Genomic DNA, 25,470 nt, shown 5'->3' with positions numbered 1-25,470 from the left:
GGATTTTCAACTTAATTTTCATCCATCAATGGCCTTTTTTTATCAAATTATTTCTGGTGAATGTCAGTTTTTACTTAGTATCTGAAGAGCACCAGTTAACTCATTTTTGATTTGAAACTCAAATATGATAATAATTATATAGCTACGGGTAGAATAGATAATCAAGCTGGTTCAACCTGCACAGGAGTCAATAATCATGTTTACCGGAATCGTAGAAGAGATCGGCACTGTGACCCGAATCAAAAAAGGTCAGAACTCTTCAGTCCTTTCCATCCAGGGAAGCAGGATCTTTGAAGACCTGAATATGGGAGACAGTGTTGCAGTAAACGGTGTCTGTCTTACAGTAAGCAGACTCGACACACAAAGTTTTGACGCGGACACGACAAGCGAGACACTTGCCAGGACATCTCTTGGAACGTTGAAACCAGGCAGTAATGTGAATCTTGAGCGTGCGATGTCGTCGAACGGCCGCTTTGGAGGACACATCGTCACCGGTCATGTTGACGGTACCGGAACAATATCCGGGATCCGCCGTGATGATCGAACTATCTGGGTGACGTTTTCAGCAGGTCCGGAGATCATGAAATATATCATCGAAAAAGGATCCATCGCGGTAGACGGCATCAGTCTGACCGTAGCTTCGGTGAATTCGGACTCGTTCAGCGTCGCGATCATTCCCCATACCGAGAAATCCACGACCCTTCTCTCGAAAACACAAGGGGAATCAGTAAATCTGGAATGTGATATGATTGGAAAATATGTTGAACGGTTCATCACCCGGATGAAGAATAAAGAACCGCAGAAATGTGTGATAACCGAGGAATACCTCACCAAAGCAGGATTTTAGCTATGTTTGCCTTTAACTCGATCGAAGAAGCCCTGGACTCGCTCAGGAATGGAGAGATGATCATCGTCACTGATGATGAAAACCGAGAGAATGAAGGGGATCTGATTTGTGCCGCTGAACACGCCACAACGAAGAATGTCAACTTCATGGCAAAATACGGCAGAGGACTGATCTGCATGCCGATGAGCAGAAAACTTGTCGAAAAACTCTGTCTCCCGCCAATGGTGACGAAGAACACCGACAATCATGAAACGGCATTTACGGTCTCTATCGATCATGTCGATACCAGTACCGGCATTTCAGCGGTCGAACGGGGTATCACCGCACGAAAGTGTGTTGAGATTGATGCAAAACCCGAAGACTTCCGAAGACCAGGACACATGTTCCCGCTCCAGGCAAAAGACAACGGTGTTTTCGAACGCGAAGGGCATACCGAAGCGACTGTTGATCTCATGAAACTTGCTGGTCTCAAAGAGGCAGGACTCTGCTGTGAGATTATGGCGGATAATGGTGAGATGATGCGGACTCCTGATCTTATCCGGATGGCACAACAGTACGGCATGACGTTTGTCACGATTCAGGATCTTCAGGCCTACCGGAAAAGACTGGAAGAATCCGCTCTCGCAGTTGAACAAAAAAAGATGAGTCCCATGGATTGTTAAGGTGATTAGTATGAAAGTTTACGAAGGAAATCTGGTTTCAAAAAATATCAAAGTAGGCATCGTTGCAGCAAGATTCAATGAGTTCATCGTATCGAAGTTAGTTGGAGGGGCTCTTGACGGTCTCAAGAGACATGATGTTCTGGAAAATGACATTGAGATCGCCTGGGTCCCGGGAGCCTTCGAGATCCCGCTGATCGCGGCAAAGATGGCAGAGTCAAAGAAGTATGATGCAGTCATTTGTCTGGGTGCCGTGATTCGCGGTTCAACCAGTCACTATGATTATGTCTGTAACGAGGTCACCAAAGGTATAGCTACGGTGTCTCTGAAGTCCGGAATCCCGGTCATGTTTGGTGTTTTAACGACAGACAATCTTGAGCAGGCAATAGAACGAGCCGGATCAAAAGTCGGAAACAAAGGTTATGATGCGGCGGTCGGTGCAATCGAGATGGTGAACGTTATCAGAGAAATCGGCTGCTGATACCAAATATATAATCCTCTTTTTCTCTATAGGACATTATTATAATCATCTGCGTGTAAGATATGCACAGAGTATGAGAGTCCAAATGGAGGCAATATAATATATGTATGGAGTTATCGATCTCGGGTCCAACACCATACGTTTAGCACTTTACAAAGTAACCGACAACACTCTCCAGCTGAAGCTCAGTAAAAAGCATACGGCAGGTCTTGTCGGCTACGTAAAAAAACGGCGTCTCACCCCGGAAGGCATCAGAAAAGCCGTGGACGTCCTGAACGATTTCAGGATGATTCTGGAAAATGTCCGGGTTGAACGTCTTTATGTTTTTGCAACGGCATCGCTTCGAAACATAGAAAATACTCTGGAAGTTACTGCAGAGATTAAGAAAAATACCGGCTTCGATATCGATGTTTTGAGTGGTAACGAGGAGGCCGTCTTTGATTATTACGGGGCGATGCAGACCGTTGATATGCGTGACGGGTTGCTGGTTGACATCGGCGGCGGCAGCACCGAACTCGTTTTTTACCAAAACTCTGAGATCGTGTTCACTGAGTCCATACCGCTTGGGTCCTTAAATACATACTCTGAAAATGTTGCTGATCTGCTGCCGACTCCGGACGAGCGGAAAAATATCGGCAAGGCAGTGATCAGTGAGCTCGATAAAATTATCGTCTCATGCAAAAATATTCCAACTGATATGATTTGTGGTGTTGGCGGCACGGTGCGGGCAAGCCGCGGACTGTATAATGCACTCAAAGAAAAGGGGCCTGCAGCGACTGAGTACAATACCCAGGATCTGAAAAAGATGATAGACCTGGCAGAAACCGACAGAAAAGCTGCCATCTCACTGATCCTCAAAGTCGCCCCGGAAAGGATCCATACACTTCTTCCGGGAATGATCATTCTTCAGACGATCGCCGAGTATTATGCCAGCAAAAAAATAGTTGTCAGCAAATCAGGGGTACGGGATGGATACCTTTACCATAAACTCGAAACTGCCGGTGTGATTCAGGCGGAATAAGAAGGGCAGCAGCTTTAGCAAAAGCGTCGGGCATTCGCTAAACAGTGTTCTGCCCGCTCCTTCTCACCAAGTGCAAGAAGAACCGTTCCTTTCCTTTCCCAGAAGCTGGAATCGGTCGGCACAATTTCGATACCGATCTCAAATGCCAGAAGGGCATGTTTGTACTCTTCGAGAGCTGCATAGGCAAGTCCGAGATTCATCCAGTAATCGGCCTCGTGAGGATTTAGATTCGTTGCCCGCTGAAATGCCACAACCGCAGCTTCGGGATCCCCCTGACGAAAGAGGACAACTCCTTTTGCACACCAGATCGCAGCACACCTCGAATCAAGTTCAAGAGCATGGCGGATACAGCGAAGAGCATCATATCCGGATTTATCATTCTCATTCATCACGAGCCCTAACTCAGACCAGTACACGGCATTGTACGGATCAAGTACCGTTGCCCGCTCGAAACACAACTGTGCCTGACGAAGGTTCCCTGCATCACGTTCGCGTTCGCCTGAGGAAAACCAGTAGTCTGGATCATCCGTGTGTGTTGAATCAGTCATAGCGTATATTCAACATAGGTCTTTAAGGTATTAAGCTGTTCGAAAAAAGTGGAAAAACAGGTGGGATGGTTATTTTTCCCACCAGATATGTGCAGTCTTGGCGTTTCCAGGCATGGCACATCCCTGTTCCGTTTTTATCATCCGTTCCTCCAGATATTTGTTCACGATCTCCTTCTGTTCATCTGTTTTCGCGAGAAGCCGGGTATAATAGTCCAGTCTGAGTTCATCGATACCGTGGTAATTCGATCCGCTCTTCTTTGTTTCGACGATGAGATTTGCATGAATGCCAAGCTGGAACAATACATTCCAGAGCATGTCAGCTGTTGGTTCATAGCAATAAGGTTCACCGTGCAGGAGCGGCCAGAGGTCGCAGTTCCCACGTGAAAACGAAGGAGGAACCAGAAACCAGAAGAGATGTACTGCATGGGTCGCTGCAGTATTCATTTTCAGCAACGATTCCCGAATATTTCCCATCATGAGGGAGAGAGAAGCGATCACATAGTCATGCGTTCCAATCTCATCAGGTTGTGCGGATTCCCATTCTTTTTGGATCACGCGGATTGGCCGTGAGCCTACCAGAGTCCGGTATTTCTCCATAGCATTCACCATAAGAAGAGAGGGTTCTACAACCGTTACCGAGCAACCGGACTGAGCAAGAGGTACCGCAAGGGTGCCGGGTCCCGATCCAATATCCAATACTGACGAACCTTGGGGAATCTGCATCGAAGATAACTGATGCTCGATCCTGGTCCGGTCATTATACTGAAGTCGGTGCACAAAGTTGTCTACGTTTACGGGATCATCCCAAAAACTCAGGGAATCATCACGGGTCGTTCGTTTTTGTGCAGAGGAACGTTCGATCATGTCATCCCAGAGCTTGACATAATCAGGTATATTATATGACATGATACCCCAGAGCAGTAGCTCCTTTTACAAATTCATCATGCGCAGTAAGAGTAAAAAGCGTATTTATCAGATCGTTTTCGGGAACATCGGTTCTATGTACAAGGTAAATTGTTTCACCCTTTGGAGATACCGCAAGCGGTACAGAGATAAAATCTCCTAGCGGTAAGGTATCTGTCCCGACAAAACAGCTGAGATGGGTGCTGGCATTTTTCAGATGGAAAAGAGCAGAATTCGGGTCACGATCTCCATACCTGAGTGTAATTCCCTGTTTCTTCGCTAAATTACTCAGATGTTCAAAAATCCGCTCATATGCTCCGGCAATCAGGATGGTGGAGTTGAGTTCTTCTCTGCTGCATCGAATGATTGCCGGGACCACATCACCAGCATGGAATGTACCTGCCCCAAAGGGATTTACGATCAACGCATTGGACTGGACCGTCGTTTTCTGTACACTGGACCAAGACGGCTGTGAAATTGCGACATATTCATCACCGATTTTTCCAACGGAAAATCGACTGTAGTTTTCCATTGATGCAGTGGACTCAAATGAGTTGCCGAGTCTAACGGGGAGTGTCTCTTCAGAAGCTAAAGGTTTGATACCCCATTTTATCAGAAGTGGGGCAATTATCGCCCGGAGAAATGTCTGAGCTGCTGCCGGATATCCCGGCATCCCAAAGACCGGTTTTTCGTCAATCAGACCAAACAGTGCTGGTCTTCCGGGATTGAGGGCGATTCCATGGAATACGAGCGTTCCAAGATCTTTGATGACTTTTTCCGTGTAATCTTCAGTACCCGCCGAGGTCCCGGCAGAGATGATAACTATATCAGCATCTTTGACTGCTGCTTTTACTGCTTTTTCGATCTCCTGATAATCATCAGGAACGATGTGCGTTCTGGAAGCTTCAGCTCCCAAGTATTTCAGATAAGCTTCCGCCATCGGTGTATTGCTATCGATGATTTCTCCGCCGAGCGGGTCCGATCCAAGAGGGATGAGTTCCGAGCCGGAAGGGATGATACATATTTTCACTGATTTGACGGTGACTTCACGTATACCGTAGGTTCCAAGCGCTGCTATGTCCATTGGTCGGATACCTGCTCCGGCAGGAAGAATCAGTTCTCCGGAAACTGCATCCTCTCCAGGAAGCCTGATATTTTTATTTTGAGCGATTGGAGCAGTAACAACAAGCCTGTCTGACGGGTCAATGACCGAAGACTCAACCCGGATCACCGCATCAAATTCCCCTGGAACCGGGTTTCCTGTGTTGCATCGTTTCCATTCGGTCAGATATATGGGATTGTTTTGCGATGCGTCAGCAGTTTGACAACTCTGAACTGCAAAACCGTCAACTGCTCCAAGAGCAATTTCAGGTACAGAAAAACGGGCATATACCGGTTCTGCAAGTATTTTTCCAGCAGCCTCAGTCAAGGGTATAGTTACTGACCTCCTTGGATCTTTGGCGTGAAAAATTGCCTCCATTGCCTCCGGATACGAGGTCAATGCATGTGATTTTTTGGACATATCTGCCTTACATATTATGTTGACAGATACTTAACATCGTTTGTTAACCAAATCAATTAAATAAATTAAACTAGATTAATTACTCTTGGGGATAGGGTCAAGAAGAAAAGAAAAAAATAAGATTAGTCCCTGCGGACTAAAGCAATGATACCGATGACGCCAAGAAGACCGATTAAGGCAAAGCCCATCGGGGATGATGTTGCAGTCAGCGGAACATTGAAGGTAAGGGTCTCGCCTTTTGTCGGCATTGTTACCCCAATAGTTGCGGTCTGATATCCGGTCGCGGAAACACGTGCCTGATTGACCGGGGTTCCGGTCGTGTAGACAGTAATGTCTGCTTTACCGTTGGAGATCGTACCTGTGTAACCGACAGAACCAGAGATGGAGATCAGCTCAACTTTTGCGCCTTCAACATTGCTGGTAACGCTGATAACGCCTTGGTCGCCGCCAATAATGGGGTTCGTGGAAACCATCTCAATGTTGACTGTCTCGGTCTGACCTTTTTCAGGGACAGTTACGGAAACGGTCTGGGTGACCCAGCCTGGTGCTGAGACGACAACAGAGTTGATCGGTGTGCCGGTCGTGTAGACCGCAAACTCGATTTTACCGTTAATGTCTGTGTATCCAGAGTAACCGACTGAACCAGAGATCGACATAACATCAACTTTTGCGCCAATAATATTGGTGTTTACCTGAAGGAAACCACGGTCGCCGCCAATCGGCTTTGCTTCAAGAGTTACTGAGACAATAGTTGTCTCACCGGCTGCAGGAACCGATACGGAAGCGCTCGAAGTGTAATACCCGTCTGCAGAGACGATGACCTGATCAACCGGGGTGCCGGTTGTGTACACATAGAACTCTGCCATACCGTTGGTAATGGTTTTGGTCTCATAGACATCCCCGCTGATCGAGATCAGAGAGGCGGATGCTCCGTTCACATCGCACTTAACCTGAACGATACCCTTGTCGCCGCCAATAGTGTCTGCAGAAACAGCACCGGCGAAGAGGAAGAGTACGATCAGGGCAATAAACAAATAGGAAATTTTTTTCATAGAATCACTCTCGTGTTAATCAGAATATGTTCTGATACTATAGAATACCTTCCACAAGTATCTAATCTTTTTGGATCAGATAGTGATTGTACGGTAAATTATCCCCTAATCCAAGCGATAACTGAATCGATCTTCATCATTCAGCCCATTGTTTAACTGATGAATGTGATTTTCACTAATGCCGAAAAAATGTAGTGCGGTGGAAATATTCAGTTGACCTTGCTCTTCAGGTACCCGTATCCCTCCTTTTCCATCTCAGCATACGGGATGAACCGTAAAGATGCACTGTTAATACAATACCGCGTGCCGCTCGGTGATTCACGGTCCCCGGAAAAAACATGCCCGAGATGGGAATTCCCGGACCTGCTCTTCACTTCGGTCCGCTTCATCCCAAACGAGTTGTCTTCCAGGGGGATGATCGTGTTATCATCGATACTTTTCGAAAATGCCGGCCAGCCGCAGGAGCTCTGATACTTGTCGGATGAGGTGAACAGCGGTTCGCCGGTCACGACATCCACATAGATCCCTTTCTCGTGCCGGTCCCAGAACGCATTCTGAAACGCCGGTTCCGTATCGCCTTTCTGCGTCACGGAAAACGCGGTCTTGTCTAAGATCTCAGCGATCTTCTCCTTTTTCGGACGCTGATATTTTCCCGGATCGACGATCATTTCGGTCGCCTCCTTAAACTCGTTCGCACCTATATGACAGTACCCTCCGGGATTTTTATCCAGATACTTCTGATGATACTCTTCTGCATCATAAAAGGAAGTCAGCGGACCGATCTCCACTTTGAACGCCGGATGCCTCTCCCGTTCGATCTCTGCGATCCGCATGACCGTCTCTTTCGACGAGTCATCGACATAGTAGATGCCGGTCTGATACTGCGTGCCCCGGTCGTTTCCCTGTCTGTTTTCAAGGGTGGGATCTATCACCCGGAAATACGAAAAAAGCAGGGCATCAAGACTGATCTTTCCCGGATCATACTCCACCCGCACCGTCTCGCGGTAGCCTGACCGCCCGGTAGAGACGACCTGGTAATCCGGGACCTGGTCTGATTTCCCGTTCGCATAGCCGACCGTCGTCCGGATCACCCCCGGAATCGACTGCATCAGTTTTTCCATTCCCCAAAAACATCCTCCGGCAAAATAGATCACCGATATTTCGTCATTTTCTTTGGATTTCCGGTTATTTTCCATCGTCATAATTCTCCCCAAAATAATTGAGTATTAACCGCCGTCTGTATATATACCTCTATAAACAGGCAATATCAACCATTTTTTCTAATAGGACTCACGGGGTGTTATCCTTAATCCACGTCGGTAAGGGTATTACTGGGGGTGGACACATGAGAGAAACCAACCGCGAATCGGCGCGAATCCGCCCTTCGGGCGAGGCGAATCGGATTTGCTATTCCTCACTCTCGCTCGTCGTGTCCCTCGCAAATCAAAGATTTGCTCGGCAAAGACACGACGGCTCGTCCCTTCATCGGGAACGTTCGGGCAAATCCTGTCGGCGCCCCGGCGCCTCCTGTGCGGAAGAGATTCATTGAGTAGTTCTTAACCTGAATAACATCCATTTTACTGACAATCACGACATATGATCAAGAGGAAACTCAATAATAGGAGCCGCTGGGGCGGCGACAGGATTTGCCCGAACGTTCCCGATGAAGGGACGAGCAAGTCGAGGGGGGGCTGACCCGTAGGGGCGGCCTCAGCCGAGCAAGGCTTTGCCTTGCGAGAGACTTGTGAGAGTGAGGAATAGCAAATCCGATTCTGGGAGCAAGCCAAAGGCTTGCGGGATTCGCGCCGATTCGCGGTTGGTTTTTCTCTTGTATCAAAACGAATGCCGTACACGAAATCGAATTACATCTCATAAGATCTTCAGTTTTTTTTCCGGTTAATATCACACCGCGTAACGCCTATTCTAAGAGAAAAACGAGAGCAGGGATTTCCATCCCGCAACATACTTTAGCTTTCCCCGCCGATACTCATACAATGATAGAACTGCAGTCGTCTCCCAAAGTTTACACCGGCTGGACCGAACGGAGCTGCACACCTGAAGATACCCTTAAGCGGATCGAACAGTTCGTTCCGGAGGCAGGCATAACCCGTGTTGCCGACATCACCGACCTTGACCGGATCGGGATCCCCGTATACTCCTGCATCCGTCCGACAGCTGCCGACGGGGCGATCTCTGTCTACAACGGGAAAGGCGGGACCCCTGCCGAAGCCAGAGTCGCCGGGATCATGGAAGGCATCGAGCGATACTCGGCAGAAGCGATACCCCGGGACATCGCAAATCTTCCCTACAGCAGTATTCGAAAAACAGAAACTGCCGTTGACCCGAAGGATCTGATCCTTCCGCATACAACAGATGCCAATCTCGAGATCCCCTGGGTCGAAGGGTGGGACATCACCAATAATGAATCGGTCAAAGTCCCGCTCTGCGCCGTCATCCACCCAAACCCGTTCAGCTATCCAACACTCTTTCGAACCAGTTCAAACGGCATCGCGTCCGGAAACACGCTGGAAGAGGCACTCTTCTATGCACTTACCGAAGTGATCGAGCGTGACGCCTGGTCACTCGTCGAAACGACCAGAAATACCGGACCAAAACTCACCGACCTCCCGCCAAAAGCCGCGGAGATGCTCGCAAAATTCACGGCCGCCGGGGTCGAAGTGACCCTCCGGGACATCACCTCGGATGTCGGGATCCCGACGATCGCTGCTGTTTCTGATGATATCGAACTCAAAGATTCCCGGCTTCTGACGATAGGTATGGGGACCCACACCAATCCGGAGATCGCGATGATCAGAGCCCTTTCCGAGGTTGCCCAGAGCAGAGCGACCCAGATCCACGGAGCACGCGAGGATGCGACCCTTGCCCAGTTCCGCGAGATGATGGGGTATGACCGGGTCAAACGGATGAATGCCTACTGGTTCAAAGGCGACGAGTATCAGTCCGCAGCCGAGATCCAAAACAATGCATCGAACGATTTCAAGACCGACATCGAACTGATCGTGAAAAATCTCGCGGTCGTCGGACTTGACCGTGTCATCGTATTCGATCTCACCGACCCGGTTCTGCAGATACCTGTCGTGAGAGTCGTTGTTCCGGGTCTTGAATGTTTTACCATCGACAACGAACGCAGAGGACAGAGGTGTGTGGAGATTGAACGTCGTCGTCTTCATCGGTCCTAGTCTTGATCTGGTAACTGCCGGATCGATCCTTCCGGACGCAGTTTTTTTACCGCCGGTAAAACGCGGAGCTGCTGCTGCCGCGGCAGAAAATGCGGATATCATGGTCATCATAGACGGGGTCTTTTTTCAGGATGAGGCAGTTGGTCATCGGGAACTTCTCGGCGTGATGAAGTCCGGAGTGAAAGTCTACGGCTCATCATCTATGGGGGCGCTTCGTGCCTCCGAGCTGGACACGCTTGGGATGACCGGTATTGGAAAGATCTATCACCAGTATAAATCCGGGGAGATCATCGCCGATGACGAGGTCGGACTCGTGTATGATACGGAAACAGGGATCGCTCTTTCCGAACCCATGGTAAATATCCGGGCAGGTTTTTCAAAAGCCCTTTTGGACGGGGTCATTACCAAAGAAGAAGAAACATCGCTTCTCAAGGCCTGCAAAGCGATCTATTATCCTGACCGGACATACCGGCGGGTCATCAAAGATGCAGATATCTCCGGAGAAACAAAAACAACGCTGTTGTCCTGGATCAAAGATAATGCCGTTGACCAGAAACGCCTTGACGCGATCGAGTGTCTGAACGCCGTGAGGGCTCTCTTATGAATGAGCGGTACGCCAGACAGGAATCCCTTCTGGGGAAAATGGGTCAGGAAAAACTAAGCGATACGACTGTGTTCATCGCCGGAGCGGGAGGGCTGGGTTCTCCCGCATCCATGTACCTCGCCGCGGTCGGGATCGGCAGCATCCGGATCTGCGATATGGACGTGATCGAGCTCTCGAACATGAACCGGCAGATCCTCCACACTGAAGACAGGATCGGGACCTCCAAAGCCGAATCAGCGAAAATAACACTCGAGTCCCTGAATCCTGAGTGTAATGTCACGGCATTTTCCGAGAGGATCGACGAATCCTCTGTTCTCCGGCTGATTGGGGACGCCGATATCATCGTCGACTGTATGGATAATTTTGCTGCCAGATTCGTTTTGAACAAAGTGGCCCTGGAACTGGATATCCCGCTGATGCACGGAGCGGTCGCAGGATTCACGGGTCAGGCGACCCTGGTCATCCCGGGAAAAACCCCCTGTCTTTCCTGTATTTTCCAGAATGCAAATACCACGACCAAAACACCGGTCCTTGGAGCAGCAGCAGGCGTTATCGGGAGCATTGAAGCTGCGGAAGTCGTAAAATATCTCACCGGAACAGGCAGCACGCTTGCCGGGAAACTTCTGCTCTATGACGGGGCGGAAAACTCGATGGAGATCTTTACCGTCAAAAAGAGTCCGCGATGTCCTATGTGCGCAACCTTATAGGCTCTCGGGCAAAACATGTAAGACAATGGTACTCGAAACATTTCATCGGTCACAGACCGATAAACTTCTTGCCGGCGTCTGCGGAGGGGTTGCTGAATACATAAAGGCCCCAACCTGGCTTGTCCGGATAATCTGGGTAGTTCTGACGTTCATCCCCTACCTCACGGTCCCAAGCATTCTGATCTATATTCTGATGTGGATCTTTGTCCCGGTCGGTCCAAAAGCCCTTGACCCGAACGTAGTCGATGCAGAGTTCAAAGTAAAGGAATAAAACATGCGCCCGCCCGAGGACCCACAGGATCTGACCGACCCTCCGTTTTATCTTCCGCAGTTTGAGGAAGCATATCAGTATATTATCAATGAATATTATGTCGCTCCAAGAGACATCGGGCTCTTTATCCCCTGTGCTGTACGAAAACCTTATAGTACAAGTCCAAGCCATAAGCTGTTTCACGCATTATTTGGCGAAGTGTTTCCGGATAAATCAAAGTATCATGTGGTGATCTTTGGGACCTGCGGAACGGTTCCGGCTGAACTTGAACTGATGTATCCGTTTGCCCACTATCATTATATGCTTGGGAACGTGAAGGATCAGAAGATAAAAGACGATTTTCTCAGGATCGAGACGGCACGTATCGCCGGTTATCTGGAAAAGACGAAGGATACCTATACGCACAGGATAGCCTACTGCATTGGACTTTTTAGAACGGCAATGGAGGCTGCAGTCCAACAGACCGGTATTCCTGTCGAGATCTATCCGACAAACCCGATGATCGACAAACTGTATGATGCCGACTGCCCGTTTCCGGAAGGCAGCCTTTCCATGCAGGAGTATCTTAACGAGTTCAGGAATGCCCTCTGCGAGATGCGGGACAGATAGATGGCGGCCCGTGAGGTAGCAGCCGTACGACTGGATGAGAAGAAATCCAAGTTTTACGCTCACCTTTACGAGATCGAATCAGTGGATGATGTTCTCGAAGTTCGGGAGATCCACGAAAAACTCTATAAAAAAGCGGCCCATCACTGTTACGCGGTCGTCTGCGGGAATTATTCGGACAGCCGGGCGGACGGCGAAGTAGGCTCTCCTGGGCGTGCACTTGCCGAGATCCTCGAAAGGCACGGTCTTACGAGTCATATTCTGATCATCTCCCGGCTCTTCGGCGGGATCAAGCTTGGACCTGCGGGAGTTTCCCGGGCTTTTCGCGAGGCGGGAAACGGTGTCGTCACCGAGTATCTGGAGAGAAGAAAGGCATTATAATCCTGTGAAGATAAGTACTGCATTATGAGTGATGTGAGATATTGTCCGCTGATACGGGAGACCTGCATTAAAGATTCCTGTCAGTGGTGGGATCCTGAGTGGAAAGACTGTAACCAGAATGTTATGGTAAAATATATGCGGGCTCAGGATATCAGAACGACATTTGAACACAATTTCCCAGCCGAGTTCCTTGACGGGAAACGAACATAATAACATATCTTTTTTTGCCGGAAAGCGCTCATTTCTGGAGAGTGCAGCGTATTAATAAAAAAAAATAGTTGGGGGTTTTACTGAATAAAGGCAACGATCTCATCCAGATTTTCCGGCCTGACAAAGTCCCCGCCGATCCTGAGAGCATCGATCACCGCTCTTTCGCCTTCGTTTTTCGCTCCGGCTTTTTCCACGGTTTTTGCGATCATGCTTAGGAGTTTCCGTTTGATGGGACTCAGTTTCTCGGGAGCGACTCCCCCGTGCAGGAAAAAGACCGGGATGTCTTTGATCTTGTTGTTTTCTCTCAACTGAGGGACCGTGGTCTCGTCCGGGAACATTATGCCAACGCCTGCCGCCCCCTTTACCGAATACAGTTTGGCGGCTTTCGCATAGCCGCTGATCTTGCCTGCACAGATCCAGCCGAGGAAAAATACCTCATCTCCTTTCTGGAGTTCGCTCTTTGCATTCTCCAGAAGATATACGGGAAGCCCGGTTTTTTCGCTCAGCATAAATGCATATTTCTGGGTAAATCCGGTGTTTGATTCGTAAACGATTGCTTTCATGATTCATCCTCCGTTTCCAACATTTCAGAACATCGGCCGAAGCCGGAATACGGATACTAAGTACCTTCAGGTATGCTTTCTGAGAAGTTTATATTTGCGATGCTGGTATACCACCAGGATACTGCCGGAGATTTTTCCAATAGGACTTACGCGGTGTGCTCTCAATCATAAAACAGAAGTACTTATGGGATGTACTTCGGTTTCGTGTACGGGTTATTTTCTGATATCTGAAAAAACCAACCGCGAATCTCCGCGAATCTTCGCGAATCGCATTTTCCTTGCGTTCGGGCGCTCTGCTCCGGCTGATCGCCTACGCAGAATCGCACCCTCTCTTGAAAAATGCTGAGGGAAAAACCCGCGTGCGGGTTTTTCTGTTCTTATATTATTTTTTCATACGACACAAAAAGAGAGCCAACTTGAAAGAAAAACCGGCACGCCGGTTTTTCCTATAGCATTTTTCCAGACGTCGTGCGATTCTGCGTAGGCGATCAGCCGGAGCAGAGCACGACGGCGCAGAGCACGACGGCGCAGAGCACGACGGCGCAGAGCACGACGGCGCAGAGCACGACGGCGCAAGAAAAATGCGATTCGCGTTTATTCGCGTTTATTCGCGGAGATTCGCGGTTTTTTTAATCTCATGCTTCGACACCCAGCCATACCCTTCCCGAATTGGATACACTCTAACACCTAGTAAGTCCTATTCCAAATGATCCGTCTCAGAACTCAAAGAGCGTCTTCTGCTGTCTGATATCCCGGAGGAGATCCATTTTCGGGATCCAGAAACTGGTCCCAAGCTTTTGTGAAGCAGAAGTCACGGCTTCTCCAAGTGTTCCGACCCGGTCCGGGGAGTGAGAGAGGGATTCGTGGGCGGCTTCTCTGATGACCCATGTGCCAAGAGGTGCCCAGTACTCACCGGAAATGTCCCGGATACACAAGACCCGTGCACATCTTCCGACACTTTTCAGATACTCGAGAACAGCAAGTCTTGCCGAGTAGTATGCTCCTGCGATCGGAGAATACTTCGATTTGGTAAGCCCCTTCTCCCCGTCAACGACGATCGTCTCCTCGTCTCCGGACCATAGGGAATGTTTCTGCCAGCGTTCGAGCATCTCGAATCTCCAGTCGTTTGACGGAATGAGGATGAAACACAGCGTATTTCCATACAGGGTCCCGGAGAACACCTGATACTCGGGAAGAGCAGGCATTTTTATGACCTCACGCTTGATCGAGGTGGAGATCATGTCGTCTGTAGCAGTAATCGCCCAGCGGGTCGGGACCACCCGGCGTTTTACCCCGAGAAGACCGGCTGTTAAAAGGTTCGTGATCTTGTAGACATCGGTCCCGTTTTCAAACATGATCCTGGCGGCTTCGGTCGCTTTGAGATCGGTATCGGAGGTACAGCGGTCGACGATCCGGGAAACCGAGGCATTGTCGATGACATCCAGTTTTTTCATCGCACCTGACATGCCGATCGGCGTGACGGTCCCATCGAAATTTATATCGAACGATACCGGTTTTTCAAACGCCACCTCCACATCGAGAGGTTTAGCCGAAAGGGCGATCTCCTGAACTTTCCCGATGTCCGGGATCTTTACATCCAGATCGGATCCTCCCCGAATCGTTCGGGAACGAACTGAAACGATATCGTCGATGGAAAAACCCTGTCTGACCCAGTCAAGAGGGTTGTCGGTATCGTTGATCATGAGGGGACCCCCGACGACCCGGGGATACCCGTAACTCCCGACAAAAACCGATGGGGACGCCCCCATGTATTCAGAAACGGGTCGTGTGTCTTTCAGTGCATGGAAACGCCGGGTTATCGGACAACTCGGAAGACCGCAGAGTCCTTTTCCTTTGCATACGGCACACTGGGAAGGCATAATACTGTGTAGATATTGGTGCGGGAGAGATTAGGGTTTTTGCCTGACCGGCATGTCCCTCCCGTCGAAATCGGAAAAAAGATGCGGGAAAGATTCAGCGTTTCCAGATAGATCTGTTTTGGCATGCACGCAGGTATTCTTCGAGGGCTGCGATCTGATCCCAGAGCGTATGCACCTGCGTTTTCAGTTCTGCAACTTCAGCGGAGACAGAAGAGACCGCATCAAGGATCGCAGTGGTATCGGCCTCGGATCTTTCCCGGAACGCAGAAAGCCGGTGTTCCATCGCGGCAATGCTTGTCTCAGCAGATCGAACGGCAAGGATAAGTTCCTCTTCAGTCTCGGAACGCGGAATTGGTTTTGGCACTATTTTTTTCGGCTCGGTCTGGATATCCACCCCCATCTTTTTCATATCCTCTATTGCCCGCTCCTGCAGGGATTTTCCACCGCGGATCGCAGGAATGATGACCTCTTTTGGGAGACCCTGCGCCTGAAGATCGGCGATCTTTCTGAACCGGTCTACGGTATTGTCCTCATAGACGCTGACTTTCCCGATCTTCTTACAGGGGAGGATCTCATCGTACTCTTTCGCGATCTCCCGGCAGCTGTGTTCATCGATGCCGAGAATTGCCGAGATCTCAGCGATTTTCTTAGTATTTTCCGCCATAATGCTCTTCTCTGATTCTATGGCACCGATATAATAAAAGGTTTGGCACTCACTGCCTTTCAAAAAACAAAAAAAAAGAGTGGATCAGCTGGTCACTTCAGAAATGAATTTTTTGAACATGAATCCTTCGATCAATGCGACGATACCGCCGAGGATAAGGAATATGCCAAGGAGAATGATCAGTAATTCAGCACCGATCCCCGGCTGAAGGAGAAAGATCAAACCGACGAGAATACCGAGCACGCCTAAAATGAATGTCAGAACACGGATGCCTGCGGAAAGTCCCTTGCTGAATGCAAGGATAATGTCGGTCAGTCCGGAGAGAAGGGCGATGATTCCCACACAGATCGTGCCGAACGTGATCATAAACGCCGGGTTCAGGAAGGAATAGACGGCTATAATGATACCTATGATACCAAGCACGATCATCCACCAGGTGGTCTTTGGTTCGCCGAATGCGGCAAATCCTGAGAACAATGCCGCGATCGACACGAAAATCAGGACAAAAGCTACTAAATAGGCCCCTAAGTTCAGGGTCGCGAACGGAAAGACGAGACAGAATATTCCAAACAAAACAAAAATGACTGCTTTGAGGACCTGGAATTTCCAGGCATTTGGATTGAGTTCCTGCTCAATCATAACAACACTTGTCATATTGATTTACTATCGCACAAAAAGATGATAAAGGTATCCTAAAAATGCCTCCTTTTGGAAACATACTCTCGAAATGCAGCGTATCATACAGGACGAACAACAACGACTGAAAAGAATGGGATTCGTTATCTCCAGACCTTCTGCATGGAAATAAACTTCTGCTGGGAACTTAAATTGCCCGGTTTTCGTTCAGGGGGATGATATCTTCCATTCGCGTCGAGAGTGTGGCCTTTCACCGAGTCGTAAATGAACTCGGGAATGATCTTCTCTATGAGGACCTTTTTTATCTTTTTATCAAGGATCGGGCAGAGGATCTCGATACGCCGGTTCAGGTTTCTCGGCATCATATCAGGACTGCCGATATACACCTCAGGGTCGCCGCTGTTTTCAAAGTAATACACTCTGGTATGCTCCAGAAACCGTCCGACAACGGAGGTCACGCGGATCGTTTCGGACAATCCAGGAACGCCGGGTCTGAGAATACATATACCCCTTACGGAAAGATCGATCTTTACTCCCTTTTCTGACGCAGCATACAACGCATTGATGATGTCCCGGTCGGTCAGCGAGTTCATCTTCATTATGATCCTCCCGCTGCTCCCGGAGACATTAGCTTCACGTTCGATTTTACTGATAAGCGTCTCATTCATCGAGTGCGGACTTACAATAATACGGCGGTAAACCGGGGACGGGACAGAACCTGAAAACATTGCAAACAATACGGCAGCATCAGAGCAGATCTCCTCGTTTGCCGTAAAGATCGACATGTCGGAGTAGATCTTTGCGGTCTTTGCATTGTAGTTGCCGGTAGAAATGTTCGCATACCGGACGATCTGTCCATTTTCGATTCGGGTCACGAGGCAGCATTTTGCATGGACTTTGACACCAGGGTATCCCACGATGACATTGACTCCCCCTTCTTTGAGTTTCGTTGCCCACTTGAAGTTGGTCTCCTCATCAAAACTCGCTTTCAGTTCGACGACTGCGGTAACATCTATGTTGTTTTTTGCCGCAGCGATGAGCGCAGCGATCACCGGGGACTCGGAACCCAGTCTGTAGAGCGTCATCTGGATCTTTACAACGGTTGGATCATTCGCTGCCGCATACATGAAATTGATCAGACCATCGAAACTGTTGTACGGCGTGAACATGAACCGGTCTCTGCGGGCGATCGCGGAAAATATTTTTTCGGAGGTGCCGGTAAGGCCGGAGGGAAGCGATGCAATATACGGCGGAAATCTGAGGGGCGGCCTCTTCACCGGGAACTCTTTCAGATCGACAAGACCCAGAGGTGCAGCCATGTCATACACCAGTTCCGGGATAAGGGAGAGTGCCTGTACCAAGGGGGCCATATAGCCAAACGGCATCGTATCCAGTGTTTCAAGTCTGCTCGGCAGCCGTTTCGCCAGTGTATTTGGTGCGTCGATGATCGCACTGATCAGATCATCGGCATCGTCGCCTTTGAGGCCAAGATCGGAATCACGCGTCAGACGAACCGTCATTACGGCATATACGGCCTCATCCAGAAACAGGGACGGGATAAATTTTTTCAGAAGATCTTCGCGGAAGATGAACGTATTCTTTCGGTTACCCACCGGGACGAATCTTCCCTTAGAATCGAGGATCTTCTGGATAGGGATGACTGCTCTTCCCATATTTGTCTGAACCAGCATGGCAAACCCGCGAAGATACTCATCGTGATGGATATCTGAGAAACGGTCTCCACGGAGAATGGTGAACTCCTCTGTCTCAAATTCCCGCTTGAAGGTTTTTTTCTCTTCATCGGTACAGTCCGCATATTTTAAGAAAAAGATCCCTTCGGCGGCGAGCTTTGGAACCAGATCACTGTTCCACACCGTTGCCATGTGCCGCATCAGAACAATGGCGCGGGAATAGATCATCTCAAGCTGCGTGTCGCTCCCGATCACTTCGCTGAACTCGTCAGCCGAGTAGGTGGCGCCTTTCTGATAAGAGGGCACCCTCACCATGAAAAATTCATCCAGGTTTCCTGCAACGATCCCGAGAAAGGTCACTCGTTCAAGCAGAGGATTATCAGTATTTTCTGCTTCATATAATACCCTTTCATTGAATTTAAGCCAGGATAATTCCCGATTAAAGTATCGCCCCGACTCATTTGGAAACCGCGTTGATTTTTTCTGATACTTGTTTTTTTCCGTTTTTCCGGGTTTCTCTGTTTTTCCCATATAAAATATTCCGTTTTAAAATGATAGTCTGAATACTATTTAATTATTTATCTCTGGGAAGATATAGTAAGGTATAACATGGACGCACAAACCGCCGAATCACTGAAGCTTCTCAAAAATATTTCCCTCTATGCCGAAACCTACGGGTGCACGTATAATGCAGGGGATACCGAGAAACTCATGGAGATCGCGAGGAACCAGGGATGCGTGCCGGCATCATCCGCAGAAGAAGCAGATGCAATTTTGATCAATACCTGTGTAGTTATCGATAAAACCGAACAGCATATGTATGAACGTCTCGACCTGTATGCCGGAAAACTTCTTTTTGTTACCGGCTGTCTTCCCCCGGTCGCCGAAGACGTTCTCCATACCAAATATCCCCACATCCATATTATCGACCCGGCCCTTATCCACTCCTGCTATATGGAGGTCGCAACTGCACATTCCGGCACAAATGCCGTTCTCCAGATCGCCCGGGGATGTAATGGACATTGTACTTACTGCATAACGCGGATCGCCCGGGGAAAGCTGGTGAGTTTTTCAGCCGAAGACATCGTTCGGCAGGCAGAGAGTATCATTGAAGCAGGAGCGACCGAGATCCAATTGACTGCCCAGGATACATCATCCTGGGGTCTTGACCGAAATGACGGACAACGGCTCCCGGATCTCCTGCGAAAACTCTGCAAGATCCGGGGAGATTTCATGATTAGGATCGGGATGGCAAATCCCGATACACTTCTCCCGATCCTTGACGATTTTCTTGACGCACTCAGGGACCCGAAGATCTTCCTGTTTCTTCACATCCCGGTCCAGTCCGGATCTGATTCGGTCCTCAGACTGATGGGACGACGCTACACCTCGGCGCAGTATGAAGAGATTTGCCGAAGGGCACGCGAAGCGTTCCCGCAGATCCGCATAAGTACCGATTACATTGCAGGTTTTTCCGGTGAAACGGACGAAGATGCTGCGGCGTCTTCTGCACAGATCAGACGGACAAGACCCGGGAAGGTGAACATTACCCGTTTTTCCGTGCGCCCGAACACACCCGCAGCAAAGATGAAAAAAATTCCCGAACAAATCAAAAAACAGCGGTCCCGGGAACTCACCAATGCAGCAAATGAAGTGTATGATGCGAATAACGAAGCCCTGATCGGTCAGATCATGACGGCAGTCGTGACGGAGGTCGTAAAACAGGGAAGTGTCACTGCGCGCGATCGGACCTATCAGAACATTGTGATCATGGAAAATATCGATATCGGAACCGAGATCACGGTGAAGATCACCGGACACAGGCGCCATTATCTGATCGGCGAACTGATCTGAGCAGAATAATATAAAAAACCAGACACTTTTTTGCCATTTTTTGAGAAATAGACCGTCATTCGACACGGTTGAAATGAGATATGCGATTAAAAAAATCTGCACTGATTTCTAAAACAAGAGAAAAATAATGACGCGGGGTTCCGCATCATGTATTGATGTAATGAAAAATTGATGTGAAATGTTAACGCTTTGCTTTTGCTTTTGCGCCCATCATCGATTTCTTCGAGCGGCGGATCCGGCGGCGGATACGCTGGTCGGCGATCTTCGGACCGCGTCCACGTCCACGTCCCTGCTGCGGATTGTTTGCCATGCGGCTCTCAATCTTGGAAACAATGCTTGCTCTCTTGAATCTCTGATTCGGTCCGGGCTTTTTGACCTCTCCCTCTTTCTGCGGGACAAGGCGAATCTGACCGTTGACACCTTTTACCTGGTGCCAGTTGATACTTCCTGTCTTACCCATATTGAACTCCGTATTTTGTTAGTGCCCCAGTCACTTAAACATATCTCTATACTTCAACCGTACATACTCAGATGATACGGCCAAGCTCCTCATCCAGTACTTCGGAAACAACTTTCCCGTCGATCCTTCCGCGGACTTCCTTCATGACAAGACCCATGACGGGGCCAAGGGCCGCCTTGCCGCGTGTGCGGATGAAATCCACCCGGTCGGACACGATGTCGTGTACCAGATCCTGAAGTTCCTCCCGGGAGAATGCAGGGGCAACACGACTGACCGCATCTGACACTGACATCCCTTTGGCACATGCCGTGAGGATATCGAGAACGGCTTCTTTTGCCGCATTTCCTGCTTCAACGGTCTTCATTACCGCGATAATGGCGTCATCCGACAACGTTTCAGAGGAGATCCCGGCACGTGAAAGCTCCTTGAGTGAAGCAAGGATCGTTCTTGCCGCAAACACCGGACGAACTCCTTCGGCAACTGCGCGCTCAAACAGCGGAAGTTTTTCAGAGAATGCCATCTGTCTCGCCATGCCGGCATCAAGTCCGTACTCGGAGACAAAACGTTCAGCCTTCACCGACAAAAGTTCAGGCATCGCGATACTTTCCCAGTACTCTTTCGTGACCGGAACGGGAAGGATGTCGGTCTCGGGATACATACGTGCCGCGCCGGGAAGCGGGCGCATATATGCGGTCGAACCACCCTCAAGCATCTTTCTGGTCTCCTCGGGAACACCTTCGAATGCCATCTTCGCACGGCGGATGATCATCTGCATGGCACACCGGCACTTCTGCTCGGTGGCGGCAACGATGATCACCGCATCATTCGGCCCGGCGCCGAGTGTTTCTTTGAGGACATGAACCTCGGCTTCGGTCACGCCGTATGCCGGAAGTTCGTCGGTGTGGAAGAGCCCGCCGACACCGCATTTCTTTGCGTAATCGGACATCTCCGACCCCAGACGGCGATCCGGCTGGATCTCCAGACCAACGAGACCGTTAAAACCGTGAAGAACGGTTCCAAGAATGACGCGGGCTTTCTTCAAAACCTGGGACTGGGTCTGGGAGAAGACGGCGGTAACATCATACACTTCTCCGTTGACTATTGCATTTCTCGCGACAAGTTCGTCTTTGATCGCAAGAAGAGAGAGCTGCCTCTGGACCTCACGGCGGACGACCTCGGCGATGAGATCAAGTTCCTGGACACCTTTGATCTCCACACGGGCGCCGTCTCTGATCGAGACATTGACGTCTTGGCGGATCGTGCCGATACCACGCTTTACCCGACCGGTCGAGCGAAGCGTCATACCGATATACTGAGCGACATCATGGACCTCGTCAGGGGTCTTCATACAGGGTGAGGTGGTGATCTCGATAAGCGGGATCCCCAGTCTGTCGACAGAGAAGATCGTGTCCTCGATACGCTGACATGCCTCTTCTTCGACTGCTATGGTTTCGACCCTACAGGAGTGCTCGATCGATCCGTTCAGCGCGACCAGGGCAGTTCTCTGGAACCCGCTCGTTGCCGAACCATCCACGATCATCTTCCTCATCGTGTGGATCTCCGGAAGGGGAGTCATGTCAAACATCTTGGCGATCGTCAGCACGACGTCAAGTGCATCAGGGTTCAGGGGGGCAGGCGGCTCTTCGTCGATCTCGACAAGACCGGTGGAATCATACGTGTAGTAGGTAAACAGACGCTGATTCATCAGCTCTTCTTTAGCTGCACGGTCCACATCGCCCATCTCGGACGTTGCGATACGAAGATACCTGCTGATCTCCCCGTTGTGTTCGGCTGAGTCGCGAACGACCGTCGGCGAGTGGCAGAAGAGCTTTTCTGTGGTATTGAGCTGCTGGTGGATCTCCAGTCCTGCTTTCAGACCTATTGCTGCATAATCCATTATGCACACCTCCAGAGATCATATTCAAGTTCACCCTTGAGATTCGTCTGCATAAGGCGGCGAATATCCTCTTTTCGGGTGGCATTTCCTAGCACCCACATAAGTTTTACGAGTGCGACTTCGGGAAGCATACTTCCTCCTTCGATGACACCCGCATCCAGAAGGTCACGTCCGGTCTCATACACCCGATCACACACGCTGCCGGCCTGACACTGTGAGGTCATGATAACGGTAGTTCCGGACGCCGTAAGGCGGGTGATACTCTCGATACAATCAGTTCCCACATGTCCAAGACCGGTTCCTGCGATCACAAGACCTTTGTAGCCTTTGAATGCATCGATGACCGCCGGATTCATACCAGGATAATACTGAAGAAGACCGCAGTTCGATACAAGATTATCAGAGAGACGAAGCTCCTTTGTTCCGCGAAGGACGGCATCTTTTGCGAGAACGACCGTACCTTCGGGATATTCTATACTGCCGACGGGCTCACGGCCGATGCTCTGAAACGCATCACGGCGGGATGTATGATTTTTGCGGACTCTGGTCGCCCGGTGAAGAGCACATTTCGTATCGCTCTCGTTTGCGTGCATACAGATAACGACCTCGCCAAGATCACTGACGGCAGCTTTTGCTGAGCAGATCGCATTCATTGCATTGTCACTGCTTGGACGGTCGGCACTCCGCTGAGCTCCGACGAATATGATTGGGACAGGCGTACTCAGCATAAAGGAAACGGCCGCAGCGCTATAGAGCATGGTATCGGTTCCATGCGTGACAATGATCCCCTGAGCACCTTTGAGGATCTCGTCGTGAATGTTCCGGGTAAGTTCCTGCCACATGGCGGGATTCATGTTTTCAGATAAGACCTGGAAGGGCTGAAGCGTATGATAACGGGCGATCCCGGCAAGTTCAGGGATGCTTCGGAGAATATCTTCGGCTGTGAATTTTGATGATACGGCACCGGTTCGGTAATCAACGGTACTTGCGATCGTACCGCCGGTCGAGATTATTGAGAGAAGCGGCAGGGATGCATCCTGATTCAAAGGAATTACTGCTGGTTTTTCTGCAGAGGCGGTCTTTTCCTTTGGTGAGCAGAGCGATTCGGGGACACAGATATTGTAGCCGCTCGAAAGTTTTACGATCGCATGTTCGCCGGAACGGTTGATAAAAATACCGTCCATCTCGATTCCCGCAAATTCTACGGTTACCGGGTCACTGTTATTCAGATTCATAAATCAAGTTCCTGTATAGCTGTTTTCATTTTTTCATCAGCATCTCTCAGCTGATCCTGCAGGATATCGCCGGTCACCTGGTCCTGGACCAGACGGATATCTGCGACTTTTACGGCTTTTTTCATCATCTTCGGATTCGGCGAGCCGAAACTCTGCTTCTGCCGGAGGATAGTTGCCGGATGAAGGACTTTTTTGATCGTGTCTTCAGTCAGTCCCTTTTCTTTGAGTGAGATCTTTGCAAGCTCTATTGCCGCACCATTCACTACATCGAGATCGAGGGATCCGAGTTTAACTGCCCTGCCGACTATGTTGTGGGCAGTTCTGAATGGAATATTATACTCGCGGACAAGGAAATCAGCAAGTTCGGTGGCGGTAGTATTGCCGACCGTTGCCTGCTTTTTCATCGCAGGAACATTGAACTCTGCAGTAGAAATGATTTCTGCGAGGAGAGGGATCGAAGTATTTGTCTGATGGAACGCATTCCAGAGATGCGGGTTCAGATCCTGAAGATCCCGGTTATAGCTCATAGGCAGGGATTTGATCAGGGTGAGAGCAGCGGTAAGTTCACCGATCACGGCGGCGCTTTTTGCCCGCATGATCTCTAGTGTGTCCGGATTTTTCTTCTGCGGCATAATGCTGCTTGTCGAGCAGTAGGCATCATCCAGATCAACGAATTTAACAAACGAGGTCGACCAGAGGATCAGCTCTTCACAGATCCGGCTGATATTTGTCATCAGGATGGCAAGATCGCTGAGCGTTTCTGCGATAAAATCACGATTCGCAACAGCGTCCATGCTGTTTTCCATCGGGTTTGCAAATCCGAGGTATTCGGCGGTGAGGTTACGGTCGATCGGAAAACCCGTTCCGGCAAAGGCGGCTGAACCCAGAGGAGAGATATTCACACGGGTATATGCGTCGAAAAGACGGGACGTGTCACGGGCAAAGAGGCTTTCGTAGGCAAGGAGGTAATGGGCGAGAGTTGTCGGCTGGGCGTGCTGAAGATGCGTAAAACCGGGCATTATTGTGGTCGTATGCTCCTCAGCACGGGATATGAGTGACTGACGCAGCTCAAATAGGGCGATTAATGTATCGATAATCAGTTCACGGGTACGCATTCTAAGGCAGGTCGCGACCTCGTCGTTCCTGCTCCGACCCAGATGCATGCGGCCTCCGGCATCTGAACCTGCATCGGCGATGAGCTGTGCTTCGATCCCGGCATGGATATCCTCACGGGTCATATCGAATGCATCCTCAGGGAGACCGTTTTCCAGGTAACCCTGCAGAGCTGTCAGCAGTTTTTTTGCGGAGACCCCATCGATCAAATTCTGTTTTTTGAGCATCAGGATGTGGGCGATGTCCACCCGGATATCACTCGATGCGATCTGTTTGTCCGCTTCCATCGAAGAAAGATAGCGTTCGACCGCCTCGGGTCGTACACCGTCCAGCCTTCCTTTGCGTATCTGATCTGTTGCCATGTAAACTCTAAACCTATGTACTTATTTAGTGCGGTAGAGTTAAAATGGTTGATAGTCTTTTCCGGATATGGGGAGATCAACCGCAGGAAGATAGAGAGTTACA

At 49.7% G+C, this 25,470-nt stretch carries 27 protein-coding genes; 12 read left to right on the top strand and 15 right to left on the bottom strand.

The window, feature by feature from the left end:
* Positions 1–196: 196 nt before the first annotated feature.
* The 4 genes from Q7J08_RS05490 (at position 197) to Q7J08_RS05475 (ending at position 3,008) form a co-directional block, all read left to right on the top strand.
* A complete protein-coding gene (locus tag Q7J08_RS05490) occupies positions 197–847 on the top strand; it encodes a riboflavin synthase (protein ID WP_304910691.1) in 651 nt (216 codons plus the stop codon).
* Between the two features lie 2 nt (positions 848–849).
* A complete protein-coding gene (ribB, locus tag Q7J08_RS05485; RefSeq protein WP_304910690.1) occupies positions 850–1,509 on the top strand; it encodes a 3,4-dihydroxy-2-butanone-4-phosphate synthase in 660 nt (219 codons plus the stop codon).
* Positions 1,510–1,513: 4 nt separating this feature from the next.
* A complete protein-coding gene (gene ribE / locus Q7J08_RS05480; RefSeq protein WP_370651238.1) occupies positions 1,514–1,987 on the top strand; it encodes a 6,7-dimethyl-8-ribityllumazine synthase in 474 nt (157 codons plus the stop codon).
* Between the two features lie 103 nt (positions 1,988–2,090).
* Entirely contained in the window at positions 2,091–3,008 is a 918-nt protein-coding gene (locus tag Q7J08_RS05475) for a hypothetical protein (protein WP_304910688.1), read from the top strand.
* Positions 3,009–3,022: 14 nt separating this feature from the next.
* Here the strand turns inward: Q7J08_RS05475 and Q7J08_RS05470 are convergent, their stop codons facing one another.
* The 5 genes from Q7J08_RS05470 to msrB form a co-directional block, all read right to left on the bottom strand.
* The gene (locus Q7J08_RS05470; RefSeq protein WP_304910687.1) at positions 3,023–3,556 is read right to left on the bottom strand and encodes a tetratricopeptide repeat protein; all 534 of its coding nucleotides are present in this window, start codon (positions 3,554–3,556) and stop codon (positions 3,023–3,025) included.
* 69 nt (positions 3,557–3,625) lie between these two features.
* A complete protein-coding gene (locus Q7J08_RS05465) occupies positions 3,626–4,462 on the bottom strand; it encodes a bifunctional 2-polyprenyl-6-hydroxyphenol methylase/3-demethylubiquinol 3-O-methyltransferase UbiG (RefSeq protein ID WP_304910686.1) in 837 nt (278 codons plus the stop codon).
* Positions 4,452–5,981 (bottom strand): molybdopterin molybdotransferase MoeA, encoded by a 1,530-nt coding sequence (locus tag Q7J08_RS05460; protein ID WP_304910685.1) that lies wholly within the window; start codon positions 5,979–5,981, stop codon positions 4,452–4,454. The genes Q7J08_RS05465 and Q7J08_RS05460 overlap by 11 nt, the downstream gene beginning before the upstream one ends.
* 122 nt (positions 5,982–6,103) lie before the next feature.
* Positions 6,104–7,033, bottom strand: a complete 930-nt coding sequence (locus Q7J08_RS05455; RefSeq protein ID WP_304910684.1) for a hypothetical protein — start codon at positions 7,031–7,033, stop codon at positions 6,104–6,106.
* Positions 7,034–7,242: 209 nt separating this feature from the next.
* The gene (gene msrB / locus Q7J08_RS05450) at positions 7,243–8,235 is read right to left on the bottom strand and encodes a peptide-methionine (R)-S-oxide reductase MsrB (RefSeq protein ID WP_304910683.1); all 993 of its coding nucleotides are present in this window, start codon (positions 8,233–8,235) and stop codon (positions 7,243–7,245) included.
* Positions 8,236–9,027: 792 nt separating this feature from the next.
* Between msrB and Q7J08_RS05445 the strand changes: the two genes are divergently transcribed.
* Genes Q7J08_RS05445 through Q7J08_RS05415 form a run of 7 tightly spaced genes read left to right on the top strand, consistent with a single transcriptional unit; the run spans position 9,028 to position 13,012 of the window.
* Positions 9,028–10,233 carry a YcaO-related McrA-glycine thioamidation protein gene (locus Q7J08_RS05445; RefSeq protein ID WP_304910682.1) on the top strand — a complete coding sequence of 402 codons (1,206 nt, stop codon included), beginning with the start codon at positions 9,028–9,030 and terminating at the stop codon, positions 10,231–10,233.
* Positions 10,196–10,837 carry a TfuA-related McrA-glycine thioamidation protein gene (locus tag Q7J08_RS05440; protein ID WP_304910681.1) on the top strand — a complete coding sequence of 214 codons (642 nt, stop codon included), beginning with the start codon at positions 10,196–10,198 and terminating at the stop codon, positions 10,835–10,837. Before Q7J08_RS05445 ends, Q7J08_RS05440 begins: the two co-directional genes overlap by 38 nt.
* Complete coding sequence (locus Q7J08_RS05435) at positions 10,834–11,544, top strand: HesA/MoeB/ThiF family protein (protein WP_304910680.1); 711 nt, start codon at positions 10,834–10,836, stop codon at positions 11,542–11,544. Before Q7J08_RS05440 ends, Q7J08_RS05435 begins: the two co-directional genes overlap by 4 nt.
* Before the next feature lie 25 nt (positions 11,545–11,569).
* Complete coding sequence (locus Q7J08_RS05430) at positions 11,570–11,815, top strand: PspC domain-containing protein (RefSeq protein ID WP_304910679.1); 246 nt, start codon at positions 11,570–11,572, stop codon at positions 11,813–11,815.
* Between the two features lie 3 nt (positions 11,816–11,818).
* On the top strand, positions 11,819–12,424 hold the full coding sequence (locus Q7J08_RS05425; RefSeq protein WP_304910678.1) for a DUF5591 domain-containing protein: 606 nt from the start codon (positions 11,819–11,821) through the stop codon (positions 12,422–12,424).
* Positions 12,425–12,802, top strand: coding sequence for a YigZ family protein (locus Q7J08_RS05420; RefSeq protein WP_304910677.1), 378 nt, complete (start codon positions 12,425–12,427; stop codon positions 12,800–12,802).
* Positions 12,803–12,826: 24 nt separating this feature from the next.
* Positions 12,827–13,012 carry a hypothetical protein gene (locus Q7J08_RS05415; RefSeq protein WP_304910676.1) on the top strand — a complete coding sequence of 62 codons (186 nt, stop codon included), beginning with the start codon at positions 12,827–12,829 and terminating at the stop codon, positions 13,010–13,012.
* A gap of 77 nt (positions 13,013–13,089) precedes the next feature.
* Here the strand turns inward: Q7J08_RS05415 and Q7J08_RS05410 are convergent, their stop codons facing one another.
* The 6 genes from Q7J08_RS05410 to ppk1 all read right to left on the bottom strand — a co-directional run bounded on the left by Q7J08_RS05410 (position 13,090) and on the right by ppk1 (position 18,977).
* Positions 13,090–13,575 carry a hypothetical protein gene (locus tag Q7J08_RS05410; RefSeq protein WP_304910675.1) on the bottom strand — a complete coding sequence of 162 codons (486 nt, stop codon included), beginning with the start codon at positions 13,573–13,575 and terminating at the stop codon, positions 13,090–13,092.
* A 390-nt stretch (positions 13,576–13,965) separates the two neighbouring features.
* Positions 13,966–14,151 (bottom strand): hypothetical protein, encoded by a 186-nt coding sequence (locus Q7J08_RS05405; RefSeq protein ID WP_304910674.1) that lies wholly within the window; start codon positions 14,149–14,151, stop codon positions 13,966–13,968.
* 140 nt (positions 14,152–14,291) lie between these two features.
* A complete protein-coding gene (locus Q7J08_RS05400; RefSeq protein ID WP_304910673.1) occupies positions 14,292–15,455 on the bottom strand; it encodes a hypothetical protein in 1,164 nt (387 codons plus the stop codon).
* A 94-nt stretch (positions 15,456–15,549) separates the two neighbouring features.
* Complete coding sequence (locus Q7J08_RS05395; RefSeq protein WP_304910672.1) at positions 15,550–16,119, bottom strand: MerR family transcriptional regulator; 570 nt, start codon at positions 16,117–16,119, stop codon at positions 15,550–15,552.
* Positions 16,120–16,203: 84 nt separating this feature from the next.
* On the bottom strand, positions 16,204–16,773 hold the full coding sequence (locus tag Q7J08_RS05390; protein ID WP_304910671.1) for an HdeD family acid-resistance protein: 570 nt from the start codon (positions 16,771–16,773) through the stop codon (positions 16,204–16,206).
* 125 nt (positions 16,774–16,898) lie between these two features.
* The gene (ppk1, locus tag Q7J08_RS05385) at positions 16,899–18,977 is read right to left on the bottom strand and encodes a polyphosphate kinase 1 (protein ID WP_304910670.1); all 2,079 of its coding nucleotides are present in this window, start codon (positions 18,975–18,977) and stop codon (positions 16,899–16,901) included.
* A gap of 78 nt (positions 18,978–19,055) precedes the next feature.
* On the opposite strand from ppk1, the gene Q7J08_RS05380 reads away from it, so the two are divergent.
* A complete protein-coding gene (locus Q7J08_RS05380; protein WP_304910669.1) occupies positions 19,056–20,300 on the top strand; it encodes a MiaB/RimO family radical SAM methylthiotransferase in 1,245 nt (414 codons plus the stop codon).
* A 181-nt stretch (positions 20,301–20,481) separates the two neighbouring features.
* Here Q7J08_RS05380 and Q7J08_RS05375 read toward each other — a convergent pair whose 3' ends face one another.
* From Q7J08_RS05375 to argH, 4 genes are all read right to left on the bottom strand, one after another.
* Positions 20,482–20,760, bottom strand: a complete 279-nt coding sequence (locus Q7J08_RS05375; RefSeq protein WP_011832954.1) for a DUF5350 domain-containing protein — start codon at positions 20,758–20,760, stop codon at positions 20,482–20,484.
* A 67-nt stretch (positions 20,761–20,827) separates the two neighbouring features.
* Positions 20,828–22,657 (bottom strand): Glu-tRNA(Gln) amidotransferase subunit GatE, encoded by a 1,830-nt coding sequence (gene gatE / locus Q7J08_RS05370; protein WP_304910668.1) that lies wholly within the window; start codon positions 22,655–22,657, stop codon positions 20,828–20,830.
* Positions 22,657–23,892, bottom strand: a complete 1,236-nt coding sequence (gatD, locus tag Q7J08_RS05365; RefSeq protein ID WP_304910667.1) for a Glu-tRNA(Gln) amidotransferase subunit GatD — start codon at positions 23,890–23,892, stop codon at positions 22,657–22,659. The genes gatE and gatD overlap by 1 nt, the downstream gene beginning before the upstream one ends.
* A complete protein-coding gene (argH, locus tag Q7J08_RS05360; RefSeq protein ID WP_304910666.1) occupies positions 23,889–25,367 on the bottom strand; it encodes an argininosuccinate lyase in 1,479 nt (492 codons plus the stop codon). Before argH ends, gatD begins: the two co-directional genes overlap by 4 nt.
* Between the last annotated feature and the right edge of the window lie 103 nt (positions 25,368–25,470).

It is taken from the genome of Methanocorpusculum sp. (genome assembly GCF_030655665.1).
Taxonomy (GTDB): domain Archaea; phylum Halobacteriota; class Methanomicrobia; order Methanomicrobiales; family Methanocorpusculaceae; genus Methanocorpusculum.
Note: the sequence above shows the minus strand (reverse complement) of the source record. Positions and strands in the feature narration are given on the sequence as shown.